Source organism: Rhodovibrio salinarum DSM 9154, assembly GCF_000515255.1.
Taxonomy (GTDB): Bacteria; Pseudomonadota; Alphaproteobacteria; order Kiloniellales; family Rhodovibrionaceae; genus Rhodovibrio; species Rhodovibrio salinarum.
In genome coordinates this window covers 157,600-172,467 of record NZ_KI911559.1, presented here as the reverse complement: position 1 = coordinate 172,467, position 14,868 = coordinate 157,600, and the positions used below count along the sequence as shown (strand labels likewise).

General features: G+C 66.9%; 12 protein-coding genes and 1 other annotated feature. Of the genes, 10 read left to right on the top strand and 2 right to left on the bottom strand.

The annotated features are described in order from the left end of the window. The first annotated feature begins 64 nt into the window (after positions 1-64). The 9 genes from RHOSA_RS0100750 (at position 65) to leuB (ending at position 8,001) form a co-directional block, all read left to right on the top strand. A complete protein-coding gene (locus tag RHOSA_RS0100750) occupies positions 65-679 on the top strand; it encodes a glutathione S-transferase N-terminal domain-containing protein (RefSeq protein ID WP_242468724.1) in 615 nt (204 codons plus the stop codon). A gap of 7 nt (positions 680-686) precedes the next feature. Next, on the top strand, positions 687-1,169 hold the full coding sequence (locus RHOSA_RS0100745; RefSeq protein WP_051431664.1) for a cupin domain-containing protein: 483 nt from the start codon (positions 687-689) through the stop codon (positions 1,167-1,169). A 7-nt stretch (positions 1,170-1,176) separates the two neighbouring features. Continuing rightward, on the top strand, positions 1,177-1,893 hold the full coding sequence (locus tag RHOSA_RS0100740; protein ID WP_027287183.1) for an HAD-IA family hydrolase: 717 nt from the start codon (positions 1,177-1,179) through the stop codon (positions 1,891-1,893). A 29-nt stretch (positions 1,894-1,922) separates the two neighbouring features. Further along, positions 1,923-3,206: an MgtC/SapB family protein gene (locus tag RHOSA_RS0100735; protein WP_027287182.1), complete on the top strand. Its 1,284-nt coding sequence runs from the start codon at positions 1,923-1,925 to the stop codon at positions 3,204-3,206. A 164-nt stretch (positions 3,207-3,370) separates the two neighbouring features. After that, positions 3,371-4,099 carry a DUF6134 family protein gene (locus tag RHOSA_RS0100730; RefSeq protein ID WP_027287181.1) on the top strand — a complete coding sequence of 243 codons (729 nt, stop codon included), beginning with the start codon at positions 3,371-3,373 and terminating at the stop codon, positions 4,097-4,099. A gap of 21 nt (positions 4,100-4,120) precedes the next feature. Next, positions 4,121-5,533: an MFS transporter gene (locus RHOSA_RS19510; protein WP_081728343.1), complete on the top strand. Its 1,413-nt coding sequence runs from the start codon at positions 4,121-4,123 to the stop codon at positions 5,531-5,533. 10 nt (positions 5,534-5,543) lie between these two features. Next, complete coding sequence (locus tag RHOSA_RS0100720) at positions 5,544-6,137, top strand: pyridoxamine 5'-phosphate oxidase family protein (RefSeq protein ID WP_027287180.1); 594 nt, start codon at positions 5,544-5,546, stop codon at positions 6,135-6,137. An 83-nt stretch (positions 6,138-6,220) separates the two neighbouring features. Next, positions 6,221-6,790, top strand: coding sequence for an RNA 2',3'-cyclic phosphodiesterase (gene thpR, locus RHOSA_RS0100715; RefSeq protein ID WP_027287179.1), 570 nt, complete (start codon positions 6,221-6,223; stop codon positions 6,788-6,790). 101 nt (positions 6,791-6,891) lie between these two features. Further along, positions 6,892-8,001 carry a 3-isopropylmalate dehydrogenase gene (leuB, locus tag RHOSA_RS0100710; RefSeq protein WP_027287178.1) on the top strand — a complete coding sequence of 370 codons (1,110 nt, stop codon included), beginning with the start codon at positions 6,892-6,894 and terminating at the stop codon, positions 7,999-8,001. An 86-nt stretch (positions 8,002-8,087) separates the two neighbouring features. Here the strand turns inward: leuB and RHOSA_RS0100705 are convergent, their stop codons facing one another. Further along, positions 8,088-8,858 (bottom strand): MOSC domain-containing protein, encoded by a 771-nt coding sequence (locus RHOSA_RS0100705; protein WP_027287177.1) that lies wholly within the window; start codon positions 8,856-8,858, stop codon positions 8,088-8,090. A 318-nt stretch (positions 8,859-9,176) separates the two neighbouring features. Between RHOSA_RS0100705 and clpB the strand changes: the two genes are divergently transcribed. Next, positions 9,177-11,837, top strand: coding sequence for an ATP-dependent chaperone ClpB (clpB, locus tag RHOSA_RS0100700; protein WP_027287176.1), 2,661 nt, complete (start codon positions 9,177-9,179; stop codon positions 11,835-11,837). Between the two features lie 93 nt (positions 11,838-11,930). Here the strand turns inward: clpB and RHOSA_RS19505 are convergent, their stop codons facing one another. Further along, the gene (locus tag RHOSA_RS19505) at positions 11,931-13,403 is read right to left on the bottom strand and encodes a M23 family metallopeptidase (RefSeq protein ID WP_156092447.1); all 1,473 of its coding nucleotides are present in this window, start codon (positions 13,401-13,403) and stop codon (positions 11,931-11,933) included. Between the two features lie 1,222 nt (positions 13,404-14,625). Continuing rightward, positions 14,626-14,868, top strand: a sequence feature (16S ribosomal RNA rRNA prediction is too short).

The following is a 14,868-nucleotide window of genomic DNA, read 5'->3' as shown; positions in this document are numbered from 1 at the left end:
CAGTCTCTAGGGGGGAGGCGCGCACCTCCCCTCCCGCCTCCGCCCTCTTCGCAAAGGACCCGTCATGCCCCTGACCCTGCGCCACTCGCCCACCTCGCCCTACGTGCGCAAGGTCGTGGTGGCAGCCACCGAGCGCGGCCTGGCCGACCGGCTGGAGCTGAAGGCGACCAATCCCTGGGACCCGGCGGACGACCTGCCGGGCGACAACCCGCTCGGCAAGGTGCCGGCGCTGAAGCTGGAGGACGGCACGGTGCTGTTCGACAGCCCGGTGATCGTCCGTTACCTCGATACGCTGCACGGGGCCGCCCCGCTGTTCCCGCAGGACGGCGACCGCCGGTGGTGGGTGGAGCGTACCCATGCGCTCGCCGACGGCATCCTGGACGCGGCCGTGGCCCGGCTGATCGAGACCGTCCGCCGCCCGAAGGAGTTCTACTGGGCCGACTGGGAGGCCCGGCAGACCGATAAGATCGACCGCGCGCTCGACCTGCTGGCGCCGGAGGTCGACCGCCTGGCCAGCGATCCGCCGGACATCGCCGCGATCGCGGTGGGCTGTGCGCTCGGCTACCTCGATTTCCGCTTCGCGAACGACGACTGGCGTGCGGGTCGGCCAGGACTGGCGCAATGGTACACCCGCTTCGCCGAGCGGGCGTCGATGCAGGACACGGTGCCCAAGGGGTAGGACCGCGATGAGCCAGGACCGCACGCTGGACGGCATGACGGGCGAGCAGGTGATCGAGCTGCTCGGCATGGAGAAGCACCGCGAAGGCGGGGCCTTCCGCGAGACCTTCCGCGACCCCCACGTCGACCACCAGGGCCGGCCGCGTTCCACCGCGATCTACTACCTCTTGAAGGAAGGCGAGCGCTCGCACTGGCACGCGGTCGACGCCAGCGAGGTCTGGCACCACTACGCCGGCGCGCCGATGACGCTGGCGATCTCGGTCGACGGCGTGGCGGTCGAGCGGGTCACGCTGGGCCGCGATCTGATCAACGGCGAGCGGCCGCAGGCCGTCGTTCCCGCCGGCGCCTGGCAGTCGGCCGCGCCGGTCGGCGGCTGGGCACTGGTCGGCTGCACGGTCGCGCCCGCGTTCAGCTTCGACGGCTTCGACCTCGCCCCGCCGGACTGGCAGCCGGGGCAGGGCCCGCCGACCGGCGACCCCGTCGGGGGCTGACGCGACGATGGATTTGAGTGCCTTTCAGGCCCTGACGTTCGACGTCTACGGAACGCTGATCGACTGGGAGACCGGGCTCGTCGACGCGCTTGCGCCCTGGGCGGCGCGCCAGGGTGTGGATGCGGACCGGCCCGCGTTGCTCGCGGCCTTTGCCCGGCACGAGACCCGGCGGCAGCAGGAGAACCCGGACACGCTTTACGCGGACGTGCTGGAACTGGTGTTTGCCGATATCGCGGCCGACTTCGGCGTCAAGCCGACCCGGGCCGAGGCGTATGCGTTCGGTGAGTCGGTGCAGCATTGGCCGGCGTTCGACGACGCGGCGGATGCGCTGACGCGGCTGCAGACGCGCTACCGGCTGGGCGTGATCTCGAACGTCGACCGGGCGTCCTTCGGGATGTCGCAGGCCAAACTCGGCGTGAATTTCGATCTGCAGGTGACGGCGGAGGACGCCCAAGCCTACAAGCCCGATCCCGCGCCGTTCGAGATGGCGCTGGAGGGACTGAACGAGATCGGCATCGGCTTCGATGCGATCCTGCATGTCGCGCAGTCGCCCTATCACGACCTCCGACCGGCCCAACGCCTGGGTCTCGCCACCTGCTGGATCGACCGGCAGGGGCTGGCCGACGGCGGCGCCTGGGGTGCCACGCCCGCGCTGTCGGAACGTCCACCGGTCGACGCCACCTATCCCACGCTCGCCGCGTTCGCCGATGCCGCGGGCGTGTAACGCCGTCCCCGCTGGAACGGGCAACCGCCATGCCCGCGAGTGAGCTGCTGTTCGAACGTCTTGCCGTCGCGCTCGCGCTCGGCCTGCTGATCGGGGCGGAGCGTGGCTGGAAGGCCCGCGACCTGAGCGAGGGGCAGCGGGTCGCCGGGGTGCGGACCTTCACCGTGATTGGCTTTCTGGGCGGGCTGGGCGCCGTGCTGTCCGTCCAGACCGGCCCGTTGATGCTGGCGGCCGTGCTGCTTGCCGTTGCCGGGCTGTTGGGCGTCAACCAGTACATCACCCTCGACCGCGGCAGCGACGTCGGCTCCACGACCCTGGTCGCGGCCCTCGCGACCTTCGCGCTGGGGGCGCTCGCCGGCTTCGGGGAATTGGCGGTCGCGGGCGCTGGGGCGGTCGTGCTGACGGCCGTCTTGGGCGTGAAGCAGGAGCTGCACCGTTTCCTGCAACGGATCGAGGCGCGCGAACTGCACGCCGCGATCGAGTTGTTGGCGATCTCGGTCGTGTTGCTGCCGATCCTGCCGAATGAGCACTACGGCCCGTTCGGCGCGATCAATCCCTACCAGCTGTGGTGGATGGTGGTGCTGATCGCGGCGCTTTCCTTCCTCGGCTACGCCACGATCAAGATTGTCGGCGTCAAGCGCGGCGTCCTGCTGACCGGATTGATGGGCGGGCTCGCCTCCTCCACCGCCACGGCCATCAATCTGGCGCGTCTGGCCAAGGCGAGCGGGGAGCGCGCGGCGCAGCCGCTGCTGGGTGCCGGCGTGGTGGCGGCGGTGGCGACCATGTATCCGCGCGTGGCGGTGATCGCCGGTGTCCTGGTGCCGGACCTGTTGGCCCGGTTGGCCTGGCCGCTTGCGCTTGCCACCGGGGTGACGCTCACGAGCGTCGCCTGGCGCTGGCGCCAGCGCACGGAGATCACCGATCCCGACGCGCTGCAGCCACATAACCCGTTCGAACTCAAGATGGCGCTGCAGTTCGGTGTGCTGTTGAGCGCGATCATGCTGGGCGCCCGCGCGCTCAAGGCCTGGGCCGGCGACACGGGAATCTACCTGTTGGCCGCTGTGTCGGGTCTGAGCGACGTTGACGCGATCGTGCTCTCGCTGGGCAGCTTGTGGCAGGACGGTGAGATCGGCCAGCAGGTGGCGACGCTTGGCATCGTGATTGCCGTGGTCGCCAATACGCTGGTCAAGCCGGTGCTGGTCGCCGTCGTTGGTGCGCCACGCATGGCGCTCGCCATGACGGGGCCTCTGCTCGCCGCCGGGGCCGCAGCCGTGGTTGGTGTGTTCGTTCCGGGCTGGCTCGGGATCGGGTGAGGCGTCCGGGCGTCGGCGTTGAGGAGGAGCCGGCTTTGCCGCGACAGCCCGGTCTATTTTTCGACATCCAATTTGCGCATGCCAACGTATGGACAGACACGCGCGGGAGGCCGATATCCCAAACCGCCGCCCGCGTGACAGCTCACCACCCCAAGGGGGTCGCCATGCGTCTGATCCACACTCTGTCCGCCGGCCTGCTCGCCGGTGTCTTGCTGGCGCCCGCCGGTGGCGCCGCCGCAGCCGCGCCGGTCGCGCCCGTTACGGCAGAGCAGGCCGAGGAAACCGGTGTGCTGCGTTTCGATGTCAAACGCGCTGGCAGCAAGATCGGCACGCACCAGCTCACCTTTCGACGGAAAGGCGAGCGCTTGACGGTCACGGTCGATATCGACCTTGCGGTCGGCATCGGGCCGATCACCTTTTTCCGCTATAGCCACGACAATACGACGACCTGGGAAGGCGGGCGGTTGGTCGCGATGACGACGCGCACCGACGATGACGGCACCGCCTATCGGGTCGATGCCAAGCGCCTGGACGATGGTCGTCTGCAGGTCCGTACGCAGGAGGATACCAAGGTGGTTGATGGCACGGTTCTGCCCTCGACCTACTGGATCGCCGCGACCACCGAGGCGGACAAGCTACTCAACACCCAGAAAGGCACCGTCGACGACATCACCGTGGAAGCCGATGGCGTGGATACGGTGGAAACCGCCGATGGCGCGGTGCAGGCGCAGCGGTACGTCATCCACGGCGCCCTCGACACCCACATCTGGTATCGTGACATGGGCCGCTGGGTCGGGCTCGCCTTCGATGCGCGCGGCGAGCGGATTACCTACCATCTGACCGAGCATAGCGGCTATCTGCCGACCGAACCGCCGCAGCCGAACCAGAGCTAGCTTAATTAAGATGCTGTGCGCATGACCGACGCTGCTGCCAGCTCGCCGCCGCCGGCCGCGGGTCGTACCTTTGCCTGGTGGCAGCTGGGCGCCTATGCCTTGCCGGGCGTGCCCTTGGCGGCCCTGCTGCTGCCGCTCTACGTCACGTTGCCGACCTATTACGCGCAGGATCTGGGCGTCGGGTTGAGCGTGGTCGGTGCCGTACTGCTGCTGGCCCGACTGTGGGACGTGGTGACTGATCCCGTGATCGGGGTCCTCTCAGACCGCACGCCGGGCCGTCTTGGCCGGCGCAAGCCCTGGATGCTGGCCGGTCTGCCGGTCGCGGTCGTGTCGGTCTGGTTCCTGTTCGTGCCGCTCGACTTCGCGCCGGCGGCGCAGGTCGGCTGGGCCCATCTCCTGTTGTGGACCGTGCTGCTCTATACCGGCGGCACCATGATCATGCTGCCCTACAACGCCTGGGCGGCGGAGATGACCGACGACTATCACGAGCGCAGCCGCGTCGCCGCCGTGCGCGAGATGGCAATTGTCGTCGGCACGGTGGGCGCAATGGCCGGGCCGGCGCTGCTCACCCTGGAGCGGACCACGATCATGGCCGGCTTCGCTTGGGGGCTGACGATCCTGTTGCCGCTCGGCGTGGTCGCGTGCGCGCTCGTACTGCCGGACGACGCCAAGGCGCGGGTGGCGGGCAGCACCCACCGCTTCTCCTGGTCGGTGATCGCCGGCAATCGGCCATTCCGCAAGCTGATCGTGGCCTATTTCCTGAACGGCATCGCCTACGGACTGCCGGCGACGCTGTTCCTGCTTTACGTCGAGCATGTGCTGCAGGCGCAGGACTGGGCGTGGCCGCTGCTCGGTGTCTATTTCCTCTGCGCCGTGGCGGGCGTGCCGATCTGGCTGCGGTTGTCGCGGCGGTTCGGCAAGCATCGGGTCTGGATGGCGGCGATGGGGATGGCCGCGGCGACCTTCTGGATCGCCGTGTTGCTCGGACCCGGCGACATCTGGTGGTTTCTCGTTGTCTGCGTGCTCACCGGTCTGTCGTTGGGCGGCGAGTTGGCGCTGCCGCCGTCGATGCAGGCGGACGTGATCGACCTGGACACGCTGCGCTCCGGCCGGCGGCGTTCCGGGCTGTTCTTCGCCGCCTGGGGCGTGGCCACCAAGGTGCCGCTCGCGCTCGCGGTCGGGATCGCCTTCCCGGTCCTGGCGCTCGCCGGATTCGATGCACAGGCGGACAGTCAGTCTGCGACCGCGCTGTTCATGCTCGCCGCGCTTTATGCCCTGCTGCCGTGCGCTATCAAGCTGCTGTCGATTTGGTTGCTACGCGGCTATCCGATCGATGCCGATGAACAGGGGCGGATCAAACAGCGTCTGGCCGCGGGCGATCTGGAGGGGCCAGACGACGGCGCACCGCTTTCGCAGCCTGCGCGAGCGGATTAGCCTTCGGGCCATGACCGAGATTCCGGACTTCTATAACGACCTCGATTCCGCCTACGCCGAGGCGTGGCGTTTGCTGGACGACGGGGTCACCAACGTACGCGCCCCCTTTCATCTGCCCGCTGTCGCGACGATCGGCACGGATGGCGCGCCGCGCGTGCGCACCGTCGTGCTGCGCCAAGCCGACCGCGCAGGGCCTTGGCTGCAGTTCCATACCGACCGCCGTGCGTCGAAAGTCGCGGAACTCCAGGCAGACCCCCGGATCGCCCTGCATTTCTACGACCGCGCCGCCAAGGTGCAACTGCGCGTCCGGGCCCGCGCCGACGTCCACGGCATGGACGCGGTGGCCCGTGGTGCCTGGGACCAGACCCGGGCGTTCAGCCGGGTGTGCTATCGCATCGATCCCGGCCCTGGCACCCCGCTCAACGTGCCCGACGGCTATGCGGAGCCGGAACCGGACGATCCCGACGTCGGCTTCGAGACCTTCCGGGTGGTGCGCGCCCATGTCCAGGAGATCGAATGGCTGTACCTCGCTGGGCAAGGCCACCGCCGCGCCCGGTTCCAGCTGAGCGCGGACGGCTACGAGGCGAGCTGGCTGACGCCGTAACCGAGCCACCGGGTGCAGCCTGCCCAGCTTGACCGATCCCCGTCGGCCCGCCAGCGTTTCCAGCAGTAAGGAGGTGGTCCGCCATGATGCGCCTGTTCGTCGCCCTGCCGCTGCCGGAGGATCTGTGTAACCGGCTGGGCGGGTTCGCCGGCGGGCTCGCCAACACGCGCTGGGTCGATCCGGAGAATATGCACCTGACCCTGCGCTTCCTGGGCGAGTTGGACGGCCGGCAGGGACGGGACATGGCGGCCGAATTGTCGGGCATCGACACGCCGGCGTTCGACATGGAGTTGAAGGGGCTGGGGACGTTTGGCTCCGGGAAGAAAGTTCAGGCGCTGTGGGTCGGGGTGGAAGGGCCGGAGCCGCTCTACCGCCTGCAGACCAAGGTCGAGCAGGCCGCCCAGCGGATCGGCCTGGCGGGTGAGCGGCGCAAGTTCAAGCCGCATGTCACGATCGCCCGTTTCAAGGGGCCGCCCGGCAAGAAGCTGGGCGAGTTCCTGCAGGCCTATGGTCTGTTCAATTCCGGGCCGATCTACGTCGATCGCTTCCAATTGATTTCCAGCCAGCTGACGCCCAAGGGACCGATCTATCGGGTCGAAGCGGAATACCCTTTAAGTCCCCAGCCAAGTACGGCCGAACAAGGCGTCGGCTAAGGGTCTCCAACCGTCAGACTATGTCCGCCGTGCTTGTCACCGTCCGGCGCCCCGGCTATCACGCTCCCCGGCACACACGACCAGCAGGGGAGTAACCACGCATGGCGAGCAAGACCGTCCTGATCCTGCCCGGTGATGGCATCGGGCCGGAGGTGATGGCTCAGGTGCGCCGGATTGCGGATTGGCTGAACGACAACCGCAAGCTCGACGTTGCCTTCGACGAGGCGAAGGTTGGCGGCATCGCGATCGATGACGAGGGCGCGCCGATTACCGACGCCACGATGCAGAAGGCGCAGGACGCCGACGCCGTGCTGCTGGGTGCGGTCGGCGGGCCGAAGTGGGACAATCTCCCGTTCGACCAGAAGCCGGAACGCGGCCTGCTGCGCCTGCGCAAGGAGATGGCGCTGTTCGCCAACCTGCGTCCGGCGATGGTGTTCGAACAGCTGGTTGAGGCCTCCTCGCTCAAGCCGGAGCTGGTGCGCGGGCTCGACATCATGATCGTCCGCGAACTGACCGGCGGCGTCTATTTCGGTGAACCGCGTGGGATCGAAGACCTTGGCAACGGCGAGCGTCGCGGGGTCAACACGCAGGTTTACACCACGAGCGAGATCCGGCGCGTTGCCGCGGTCGCCTTCGAACTGGCGCGCAAACGCCAGAACAAGGTGACCTCCACCGAGAAGGCGAACGTCATGGAATCCGGCGTGCTGTGGCGCGAGGAGGTGGAGCGTCTGCATCAGGAGCAGTTCTCCGACGTGCACCTCACCCACATGTATGCCGACAACTGCGCCATGCAGCTGGTTCGCCAGCCCAAGCAGTTCGATGTCATCGTCACCGACAACCTGTTCGGCGACATGCTCTCGGACGCGGCGGCGATGCTGACCGGCTCGCTCGGCATGCTGCCGTCCGCCTCGTTGGGCGCGGCGGACGCGAACGGCCGGCGCAAGGCAATGTACGAGCCGGTGCACGGCTCCGCCCCCGACATCGCCGGGCAAGGCGTGGCGAACCCGCTGGCGACCCTGCTGTCGTTCGCGATGATGCTGCGCTATTCCTTCGACCAGGGCGAAGATGCCCGCCTGATCGAGCGCGCGGTCGAGAATGCTCTCGCCCGTGGTCTGCGTACCGCCGATATCGTTCAGGAAGGTACCACCCGGGTCTCCACCAGCGAGATGGGCGATGCCCTGCTCGACGAACTGGGCAAGCTGGCGGGATAGAAGGCACGTCGACATCCGCCCGGCGTGCTGAGGCATGCCGGGCGGGGTCTTGACCCAACCGCAAGCTGTGGACGGCGTTGCCCGCGTTACGTCCGCGAGACCGTTATCGTCTCGCCCACCGCGAGGTCGCCGCCCGTTTCCACGGTGGCGAACACGCCGCAGTTGATGTGGTCATAACCGCGCTTTAAAGCGGCGATGACCTTCATGTCGCGCTCGCCGGTTTCCGGATTCACCTCGGTTGCCGCGCAGCGGTTGATCTCCTCGCGTACCGCCAATGTCACATCGCCGGTCTGCAGACGTTGGCCCGGCCAGTTGCGCTCGACCCAGGCCGGCAAGCCCTCGAGGTACAGGTTCGCGCGGAAGCGGACCGGGTCGACCGTGCGCCCGGTCACGCGCTCCAGATCGCGCAGGCTGGCCAGATTGATGATCGAGATGACCGGCGTCGGCTGGTCGCTCAGCACCCGCGTGCCGGCGTCGACCACCTTGGGCGTGCCGCCCGCCTCTTCTTCGAGGAAGGCGGCGAAGAACTGACCCAGCATCATCCGGCCCATCGGGTCGGACAGCACGGCCTGACTCACCTGCCGGCCTTTACGATGCAGGGTCAGGTGCGTCGTGTCGGCATCGTAATGTGCCGCCAATTGGGCCAGCCGCGCGTCGCGCATCAGGCAATGGAAATGCGTCTTCTTCATCCACTGCGGGTCGCTGGTATCGATCCGGGTGGTCGGGCGGGCGATGGCGAAGCGCCGGTCGTGTGGAATCTGTCCGCCGGCCGCAACCGTCGTCCGCTCCAGCGGGTCGGCCGAGAGTCCCTTCACCGGATAGCGGTATAGCCGCGCGATCTTGCCCGTCGTGCTCAAGGCACCGGTTCCCTTGCTGAACTCCGTGTATGTCGAACGAGGTAAGCGCGCCCACGCGCGGGCTGTCAACGCGCCCGCGGTCCCGATCGCGCGCTGGCAGGTAAAACGGCGCGGCCCTTCCGGCGCACCGTCTTCTTGTGTGGCAAACAGGCAACACCATATCGAATGAGTGGCAATCAAAGGTCGCGCGTGAACGCGGGCCGGGGTTGCCGCGAGACGCGTGTTGCACGCCGTTGACGCACGGGTGCGGACGCCGACCTTTTGGCATCATCGTCGCACGCCACGGTGAAACTCGGGTGCGAACGAGGAGGGCACGAGATGGATTTCGAGAAATATACCGAACGCGCGCGCGGGTTCGTTCAGTCCGCTCAGGGACTGGCCTTGCGCTCCAATCACCAGAAGCTGACGCCGGAGCACCTGCTCAAGGTCATCATCGATGACGAGGAAGGGCTGGCGGCGAACTTGATCGACAAGGCTGGGGGCGATGCCAAACAGGCCCGCACCCGGGTCGAATCGGAACTCGGCAAGCTCCCGAAAGTCGAGGGGGCCGGCGCGGGGCAGATTCACCTGACCCCGGAGCTGGGCCGGGTTTTCGAGCAGGCCGAGAAGCTCGCCCAGAAAGCCGGCGACTCCTACGTCTCGGTCGAACGCCTGTTGATGGCGATCGCCATGAGCAGCAAGGAGACCGCCGCCGGCAAGGCGCTGACCCAGGACGCCGGCGTCTCGCCGCAACAGCTCAACCAGGCGATCGAGGAACTGCGCGCCGGGCGCAAGGCGGACAGCGCGAACGCCGAGGATCAGTATCAGGCGCTCGACAAATACACGATCGACGTCACCCAGAAGGCCAAGGACAACAAGCTGGACCCGGTGATCGGCCGGGACGAGGAGATTCGGCGCACGATCCAAGTCCTCTCCCGCCGGACCAAGAATAACCCCGTGCTGATCGGCGAGGCGGGCGTCGGCAAGACCGCGATCGTCGAGGGGCTGGCCCAGCGAATCGTCAACGGCGATGTGCCCGAATCGCTACGCGAGAAGCGGCTGCTGTCGCTCGACCTCGGCCAGTTGGTCGCGGGTGCGAAGTACCGTGGCGAGTTCGAGGAGCGGCTGAAGAGCGTGCTGCAGGAGATCGCCCAGAGCGCGGGCGAGGTGGTGCTGTTCATCGACGAGATGCACACCCTGGTCGGCGCGGGCAGCGCCGAGGGGTCGATGGATGCGTCGAACATGCTGAAGCCGGCGCTGGCCCGCGGCGAGCTGCACTGCATCGGCGCGACCACGCTCAACGAATACCGCAAGCACATCGAGAAGGACGCCGCGCTGACCCGGCGGTTCCAGCCGATCTACGTCTCCGAGCCGGGCGTTGAGGAGTCGATCGCGATTCTGCGGGGTTTGCAGGAGAAATACGAGCTGCACCACGGCGTGCGGATCGCCGACAGCGCCCTGGTCGCCGCCGCGCAGCTCTCGGACCGCTACATCACTGATCGCTTCCTGCCCGACAAGGCGATCGACCTGGTCGACGAAGCGGCCAGCCGGGTGCGCATGGAGGTCGACTCCAAGCCGGAGGAGATCGACGAGCTGGACCGCCGGATCATCCAGTTGAAGATGGAGGAAGCGGCGCTCAAGAAGGAGAGCGACAAGGCCTCCAAGGACCGGCTGGAGCGGGTCATCAAGGAGATCGCCGATCTGGAAGAGCGCTCCAAAGCCCTCACCGAGCGCTGGCAGGCCGAGAAGCAGAAGCTGGCCGGCGCGCAGAAGCTCAAGGAGGAGCTCGACAAGGCGCGTGGCGAGCTGGAGCAGGCGCAGCGTCGCGGCGAGCTGGAGCGTGCGGGGGAGCTGATGTACGCCACCATTCCCGATCTCGAGCGCCGGTTGAAGGCGGCCGAGCAGGCCGAGCAGCAGGGCGATGCCGACGGTGCCCCGGACGAGCAGAGCCTGTTGGTGAAGGAGGAGGTCACGGACAGCGAGATCGCCTCCGTGGTGTCGCGCTGGACCGGCATCCCGGTCGAGCGGATGTTGGAGGGCGAGCGCGACAAGCTGCTGCGTCTAGAGGACGAGCTGCACAAGTCGGTGATCGGCCAGCACCAGGCAATCGAGGCGGTCAGTCATGCCGTCCGCCGCGCCCGCGCCGGCCTGCAGGATCCGAATCGGCCGATCGGCTCCTTCCTGTTCCTCGGCCCCACCGGCGTGGGTAAGACCGAGCTGTCCAAGACGCTCGCGCGCTTCCTGTTCGACGACGAGAGCGCGCTGCTGCGTCTCGACATGTCGGAGTACATGGAAAAGCACTCGGTCAGCCGGATGATCGGGGCCCCGCCCGGGTATGTCGGCTACGAGGAAGGCGGCGCCCTGACCGAGGCGGTCCGGCGGCGGCCCTATCAGGTGATCCTGATGGACGAGATCGAGAAGGCGCACCACGACGTCTTCAACACCCTGCTGCAGGTGCTCGACGACGGCCGCTTGACCGACGGCCAGGGGCGCACGGTGGATTTCCGCAACACCGTGATCATCCTGACCTCCAACCTGGGCTCCGAGATCATCGCCCAGAGTTCGGCCGGCGGGGCGCAGGGCACCGAGAGTCCGCAGGTGCGCGATCAGGTGATGGAGGTCGTGCGCAGCCAGTTCCGGCCGGAGTTCCTGAACCGGTTGGACGAGATCCTGATCTTCCACTCGCTCACCCGTGCGGAGATGAGCGGCATCGTGGATATCCAGGTCGACCGGCTGCGGGCCATGCTGGCCGACCGCAACATCCAGCTGGAGCTCGACGAATCGGCCAAGCACTGGCTGGGCGAGGCCGGCTTCGATTCGGTCTACGGCGCCCGGCCGCTGAAGCGGGTGATCCAGCGCCAGCTGCAGAACCCACTGGCCGAGAAGCTGCTGCGTGGTGAGATCGGCGACGGTGCGGTGGTGCGGGTCAATGCCGACGACTCCGGCCTGCAGATCCAGACCGAGGGCGCTGGCGACACCGCACAGGCCGCCGCCGAGTAGTTGGCGTCAGGTCCAATGCGGCCAAAGTGAGAAACGCCCGCCGGGTCTCCCGGCGGGCGTTTCGTGTGTCAGGCTTGGCTCGCTGGTTCGGTGTTACGGACAGCCGCCGGCCTCGGCGCAGTCGAGCTGGGCGACTCGGGTACCGGTGTCCGGCATCCGCTGGCGCAGCCGGTCGATCTCGGCCATCGCCTGTTTGAAGCGGGCGAACTCCCCGCCGGTCAAGGTGCGGCCAGTCGGCAGGTTCAGGCCACGCGGGTTCACTGGCGACCCGTGCTTGAGCACCTCGTAGTGCAGATGCGGGCCGGTCGAGTTCCCGGTGTTGCCGACGTAGCCGATCACCTCGCCTTGGCTCACCCGTGCGCCGCGGTGGAGCCCCTTGGCGAAGCCGCGCATGTGAGCGTAGGCGGTTTCGAAGCCGTGGCCGTGATCGATTTCGATATAGTTGCCATAGCCGCCGTTGACGCCGATCCGCTCGATTCGACCTTTGCCGCTGGCGTAGATCGGGGTGCCTGGCGGGGCGGCGAAGTCCACGCCCTCGTGCATCCGGGTATAGCCCTTGATCGGGTGCTTGCGCATGCCGTAGCCGCTCGACAGGCGGGCGCCGTTGATGGGCGTGCGCATCAGCAGGCGGCGCACCGATTCGCCGTTTGGCAAAAAGTAGCCGGTTTGGCCGTTCTCGGGCGTGTAGCGGTAGATCGCCAGTTCCTCACCCTGCACCTCGAGCGAGGCATAGAGCAGCGGTCCGGTCTTCGCGATGCCGCCGCTTGCGTCCAGGAAGCGTTCGTAGACGATCTCCAACTGGTCGCCCTGCCGCAGGTCGCGCTGGAAGTCGACGGCGTAGGAGTACTGGCGGATCAGGTCCAGCATCACCCGTACGGGCACGCCCGTCTGCTGACCCGCGGCGAACAGGCTGCTGTCGACCTGGGTGGCCACACCGGAGACTTGGCGGGTCAGGGTCCGGGCCTGCTTGGCGGCGGCGAATCCGCCCGCGTCGGTGCGTTCGACGGCGACATTGGTATCGGCGTTGGCGCGCAACATCAGGCGTTGCAGGCGCATCTCCGCCACGTCCGGCGTGCCGCCCGACAGCAGGGCAAGGCGGATTTCCTGACCGGGCTTCAGCTTGCGGGGGCTATAGACGGTCTGCAGTTCCTTTACCGCCAGAAACGCTTCGCGCCCCGAAAGGCCCGTCTGCTTGAGTAGTTTCAAGAGCGTGTCGCCGGGCGAGACGGTAACCTTGGTCCGCGTAATGCGCGGTTGGGACGGTGTCGCGGCGCTGTCGTCCGCGGGCGTCTCTGCTTCGGGCGCCTTTGCCGCAGGCGTCTGGGCGGTGTCCGGTTTTTTCGCGACCTTCGGTGCCGTGTCGATGTCTGGTTTTTGGGCCGGGGCCGGGTGCTGAACCGCATCCGTGGTCATCTGGCGCTTTGTATCGGTGGTCGCATGGGCGTGGATCAGCTTCGGCGCCGTCTTGTCCGCACCGAGTTCCACCGGTGGTGCCGGGTTCGCCGAATCGGCGTCGGAACCGGTTCCAAAGACCATCCAGCCGGTGATCGGCAATGCGATCAGCACGGCAGCGACAGAAGTATACGCGCGCGCGGAAACGCGCCGCGGGCGCGGGATCAAATGCCTCAACTAGGACTCCCCCCTCGTCATGTCACCCGATCCAGGCCTTGCGCTGGAATCGTGGTTAATCGGGCACGACAACCGATTAAGAATTCCACGCAACATGCTGTGGATCCTCGATTGTGTCAACCAGAAGCCGCCTGTGCCGGCGAGTCGCGCCGGTATGCAGCTCCGGTTATCTCCAGCCTCGCCTGACTGCAGATGGGAGTATGAAGCGGAAGGGTTAACGAGGCCCAAACTCTTCCGTTAACGGTTTTTCGCGCCGTGCAGTCTCGAAATTCCGCTCGCGCGCGATGATTTAGCCCGTGGTGACGCGCCGGTTCGCCCGGATCTCGGTTTGGCCGTTCTTGCCTGTCTTGCCGAGGTCGGGGACCTGATACGGTTCCGCGTCAGCCGACTCGCGCTTTTGTCTTGAACGGTCCGATTCTGTTTTCGGCACCCCCGGATTCTATATCGATTCGTGGGATGTATTAGGTTCGCCGTTGGGTTTGTGCGGTGCGGGAAACTGGGATTTTTGGTGTTTTGTCATGGGGGTGTAAGGGGGTGGTAAAGGATCTTTCAAAATCAGGTCTTGTCATGTGGGTGTGGGTAGGTCTATACACCGCGCTCACCGGCGACGCGGTGCTCCCGAGGGGGTCACGGCGGCGTTCGGGGGTAACGGCGGCGACATGGGCCGCGCTGACGACAAGCGATCGATCGAGCGAGATCGGGGGTTGTCAGGGCGGATCGGCGTCGTTAGATTGCTTGTCCCGGCCGACGGGCGGCGCTCTTTGGAGCTTGAGCCGCGAGGTTGGCAGGGTCATTCAGGACAAGCCGCGAGGCTAAAGCCGGAGCCTGGTACAGGTTTCGGAGCCGCGCAGGANGGCCTTTGTGCCGTTTTGTCGTNGGCGCTCTTTGACATCGTAAGACGAGGAAGGGATGCGCGGGCGGCGCCCTGCGGGTTCGGATCAGGCCTCCTAGGGTTTGGTTCGGATTGAGACCTTCGGGGCCTTAGTGCTGCGAACGCGTATCCCAAGCCACAGCCTGAGATACGCTTGTTTGTGGCCAGGGCACCCATTGATGGACCCGGTTGGTGTCGATGTTTTTGGCATTGGCAGTGATCGGGGAGGTCAACCTGAGAGTTTGATCCTGGCTCAGAACGAACGCTGGCGGCAGGCCTAACACATGCAAGTCGAACNGGGACCTTCNGGTCTTACGTGGCGCACGGGTGAGTAACGCGTGGGAATCTACCCTAAAGTCGGGGATAACCGCTGGAAACGGCGGCTAATACCGGATACGCCCTGAGGGGCAAAGCTTTTGCGCTTTAGGAGGAGCCCGCGTCCGATTAGCTAGTTGGTGGGGTAAAGGCCTACCAAGGCTGCGATCGGTAGCTGGTCTGAGAGGATGATCAGCCACACTGGGACTGAGACAC

Bases quoted from the DNA above. Each gene is read 5' to 3' on its own strand.
- RHOSA_RS0100720 (WP_027287180.1), top strand. From the start codon at position 5,544: ATGACCGAGATTCCGGACTTCTATAACGACCTCGATTCCGCCTACGCC.
- RHOSA_RS0100750 (WP_242468724.1), top strand. From the start codon at position 65: ATGCCCCTGACCCTGCGCCACTCGCCCACCTCGCCCTACGTGCGCAAG.
- RHOSA_RS19510 (WP_081728343.1), top strand. From the start codon at position 4,121: ATGACCGACGCTGCTGCCAGCTCGCCGCCGCCGGCCGCGGGTCGTACC.
- RHOSA_RS0100730 (WP_027287181.1), top strand. From the start codon at position 3,371: ATGCGTCTGATCCACACTCTGTCCGCCGGCCTGCTCGCCGGTGTCTTG.
- RHOSA_RS0100740 (WP_027287183.1), top strand. From the start codon at position 1,177: ATGGATTTGAGTGCCTTTCAGGCCCTGACGTTCGACGTCTACGGAACG.
- thpR (WP_027287179.1), top strand. From the start codon at position 6,221: ATGATGCGCCTGTTCGTCGCCCTGCCGCTGCCGGAGGATCTGTGTAAC.
- RHOSA_RS0100745 (WP_051431664.1), top strand. From the start codon at position 687: ATGAGCCAGGACCGCACGCTGGACGGCATGACGGGCGAGCAGGTGATC.
- clpB (WP_027287176.1), top strand. From the start codon at position 9,177: ATGGATTTCGAGAAATATACCGAACGCGCGCGCGGGTTCGTTCAGTCC.
- RHOSA_RS0100735 (WP_027287182.1), top strand. From the start codon at position 1,923: ATGCCCGCGAGTGAGCTGCTGTTCGAACGTCTTGCCGTCGCGCTCGCG.
- leuB (WP_027287178.1), top strand. From the start codon at position 6,892: ATGGCGAGCAAGACCGTCCTGATCCTGCCCGGTGATGGCATCGGGCCG.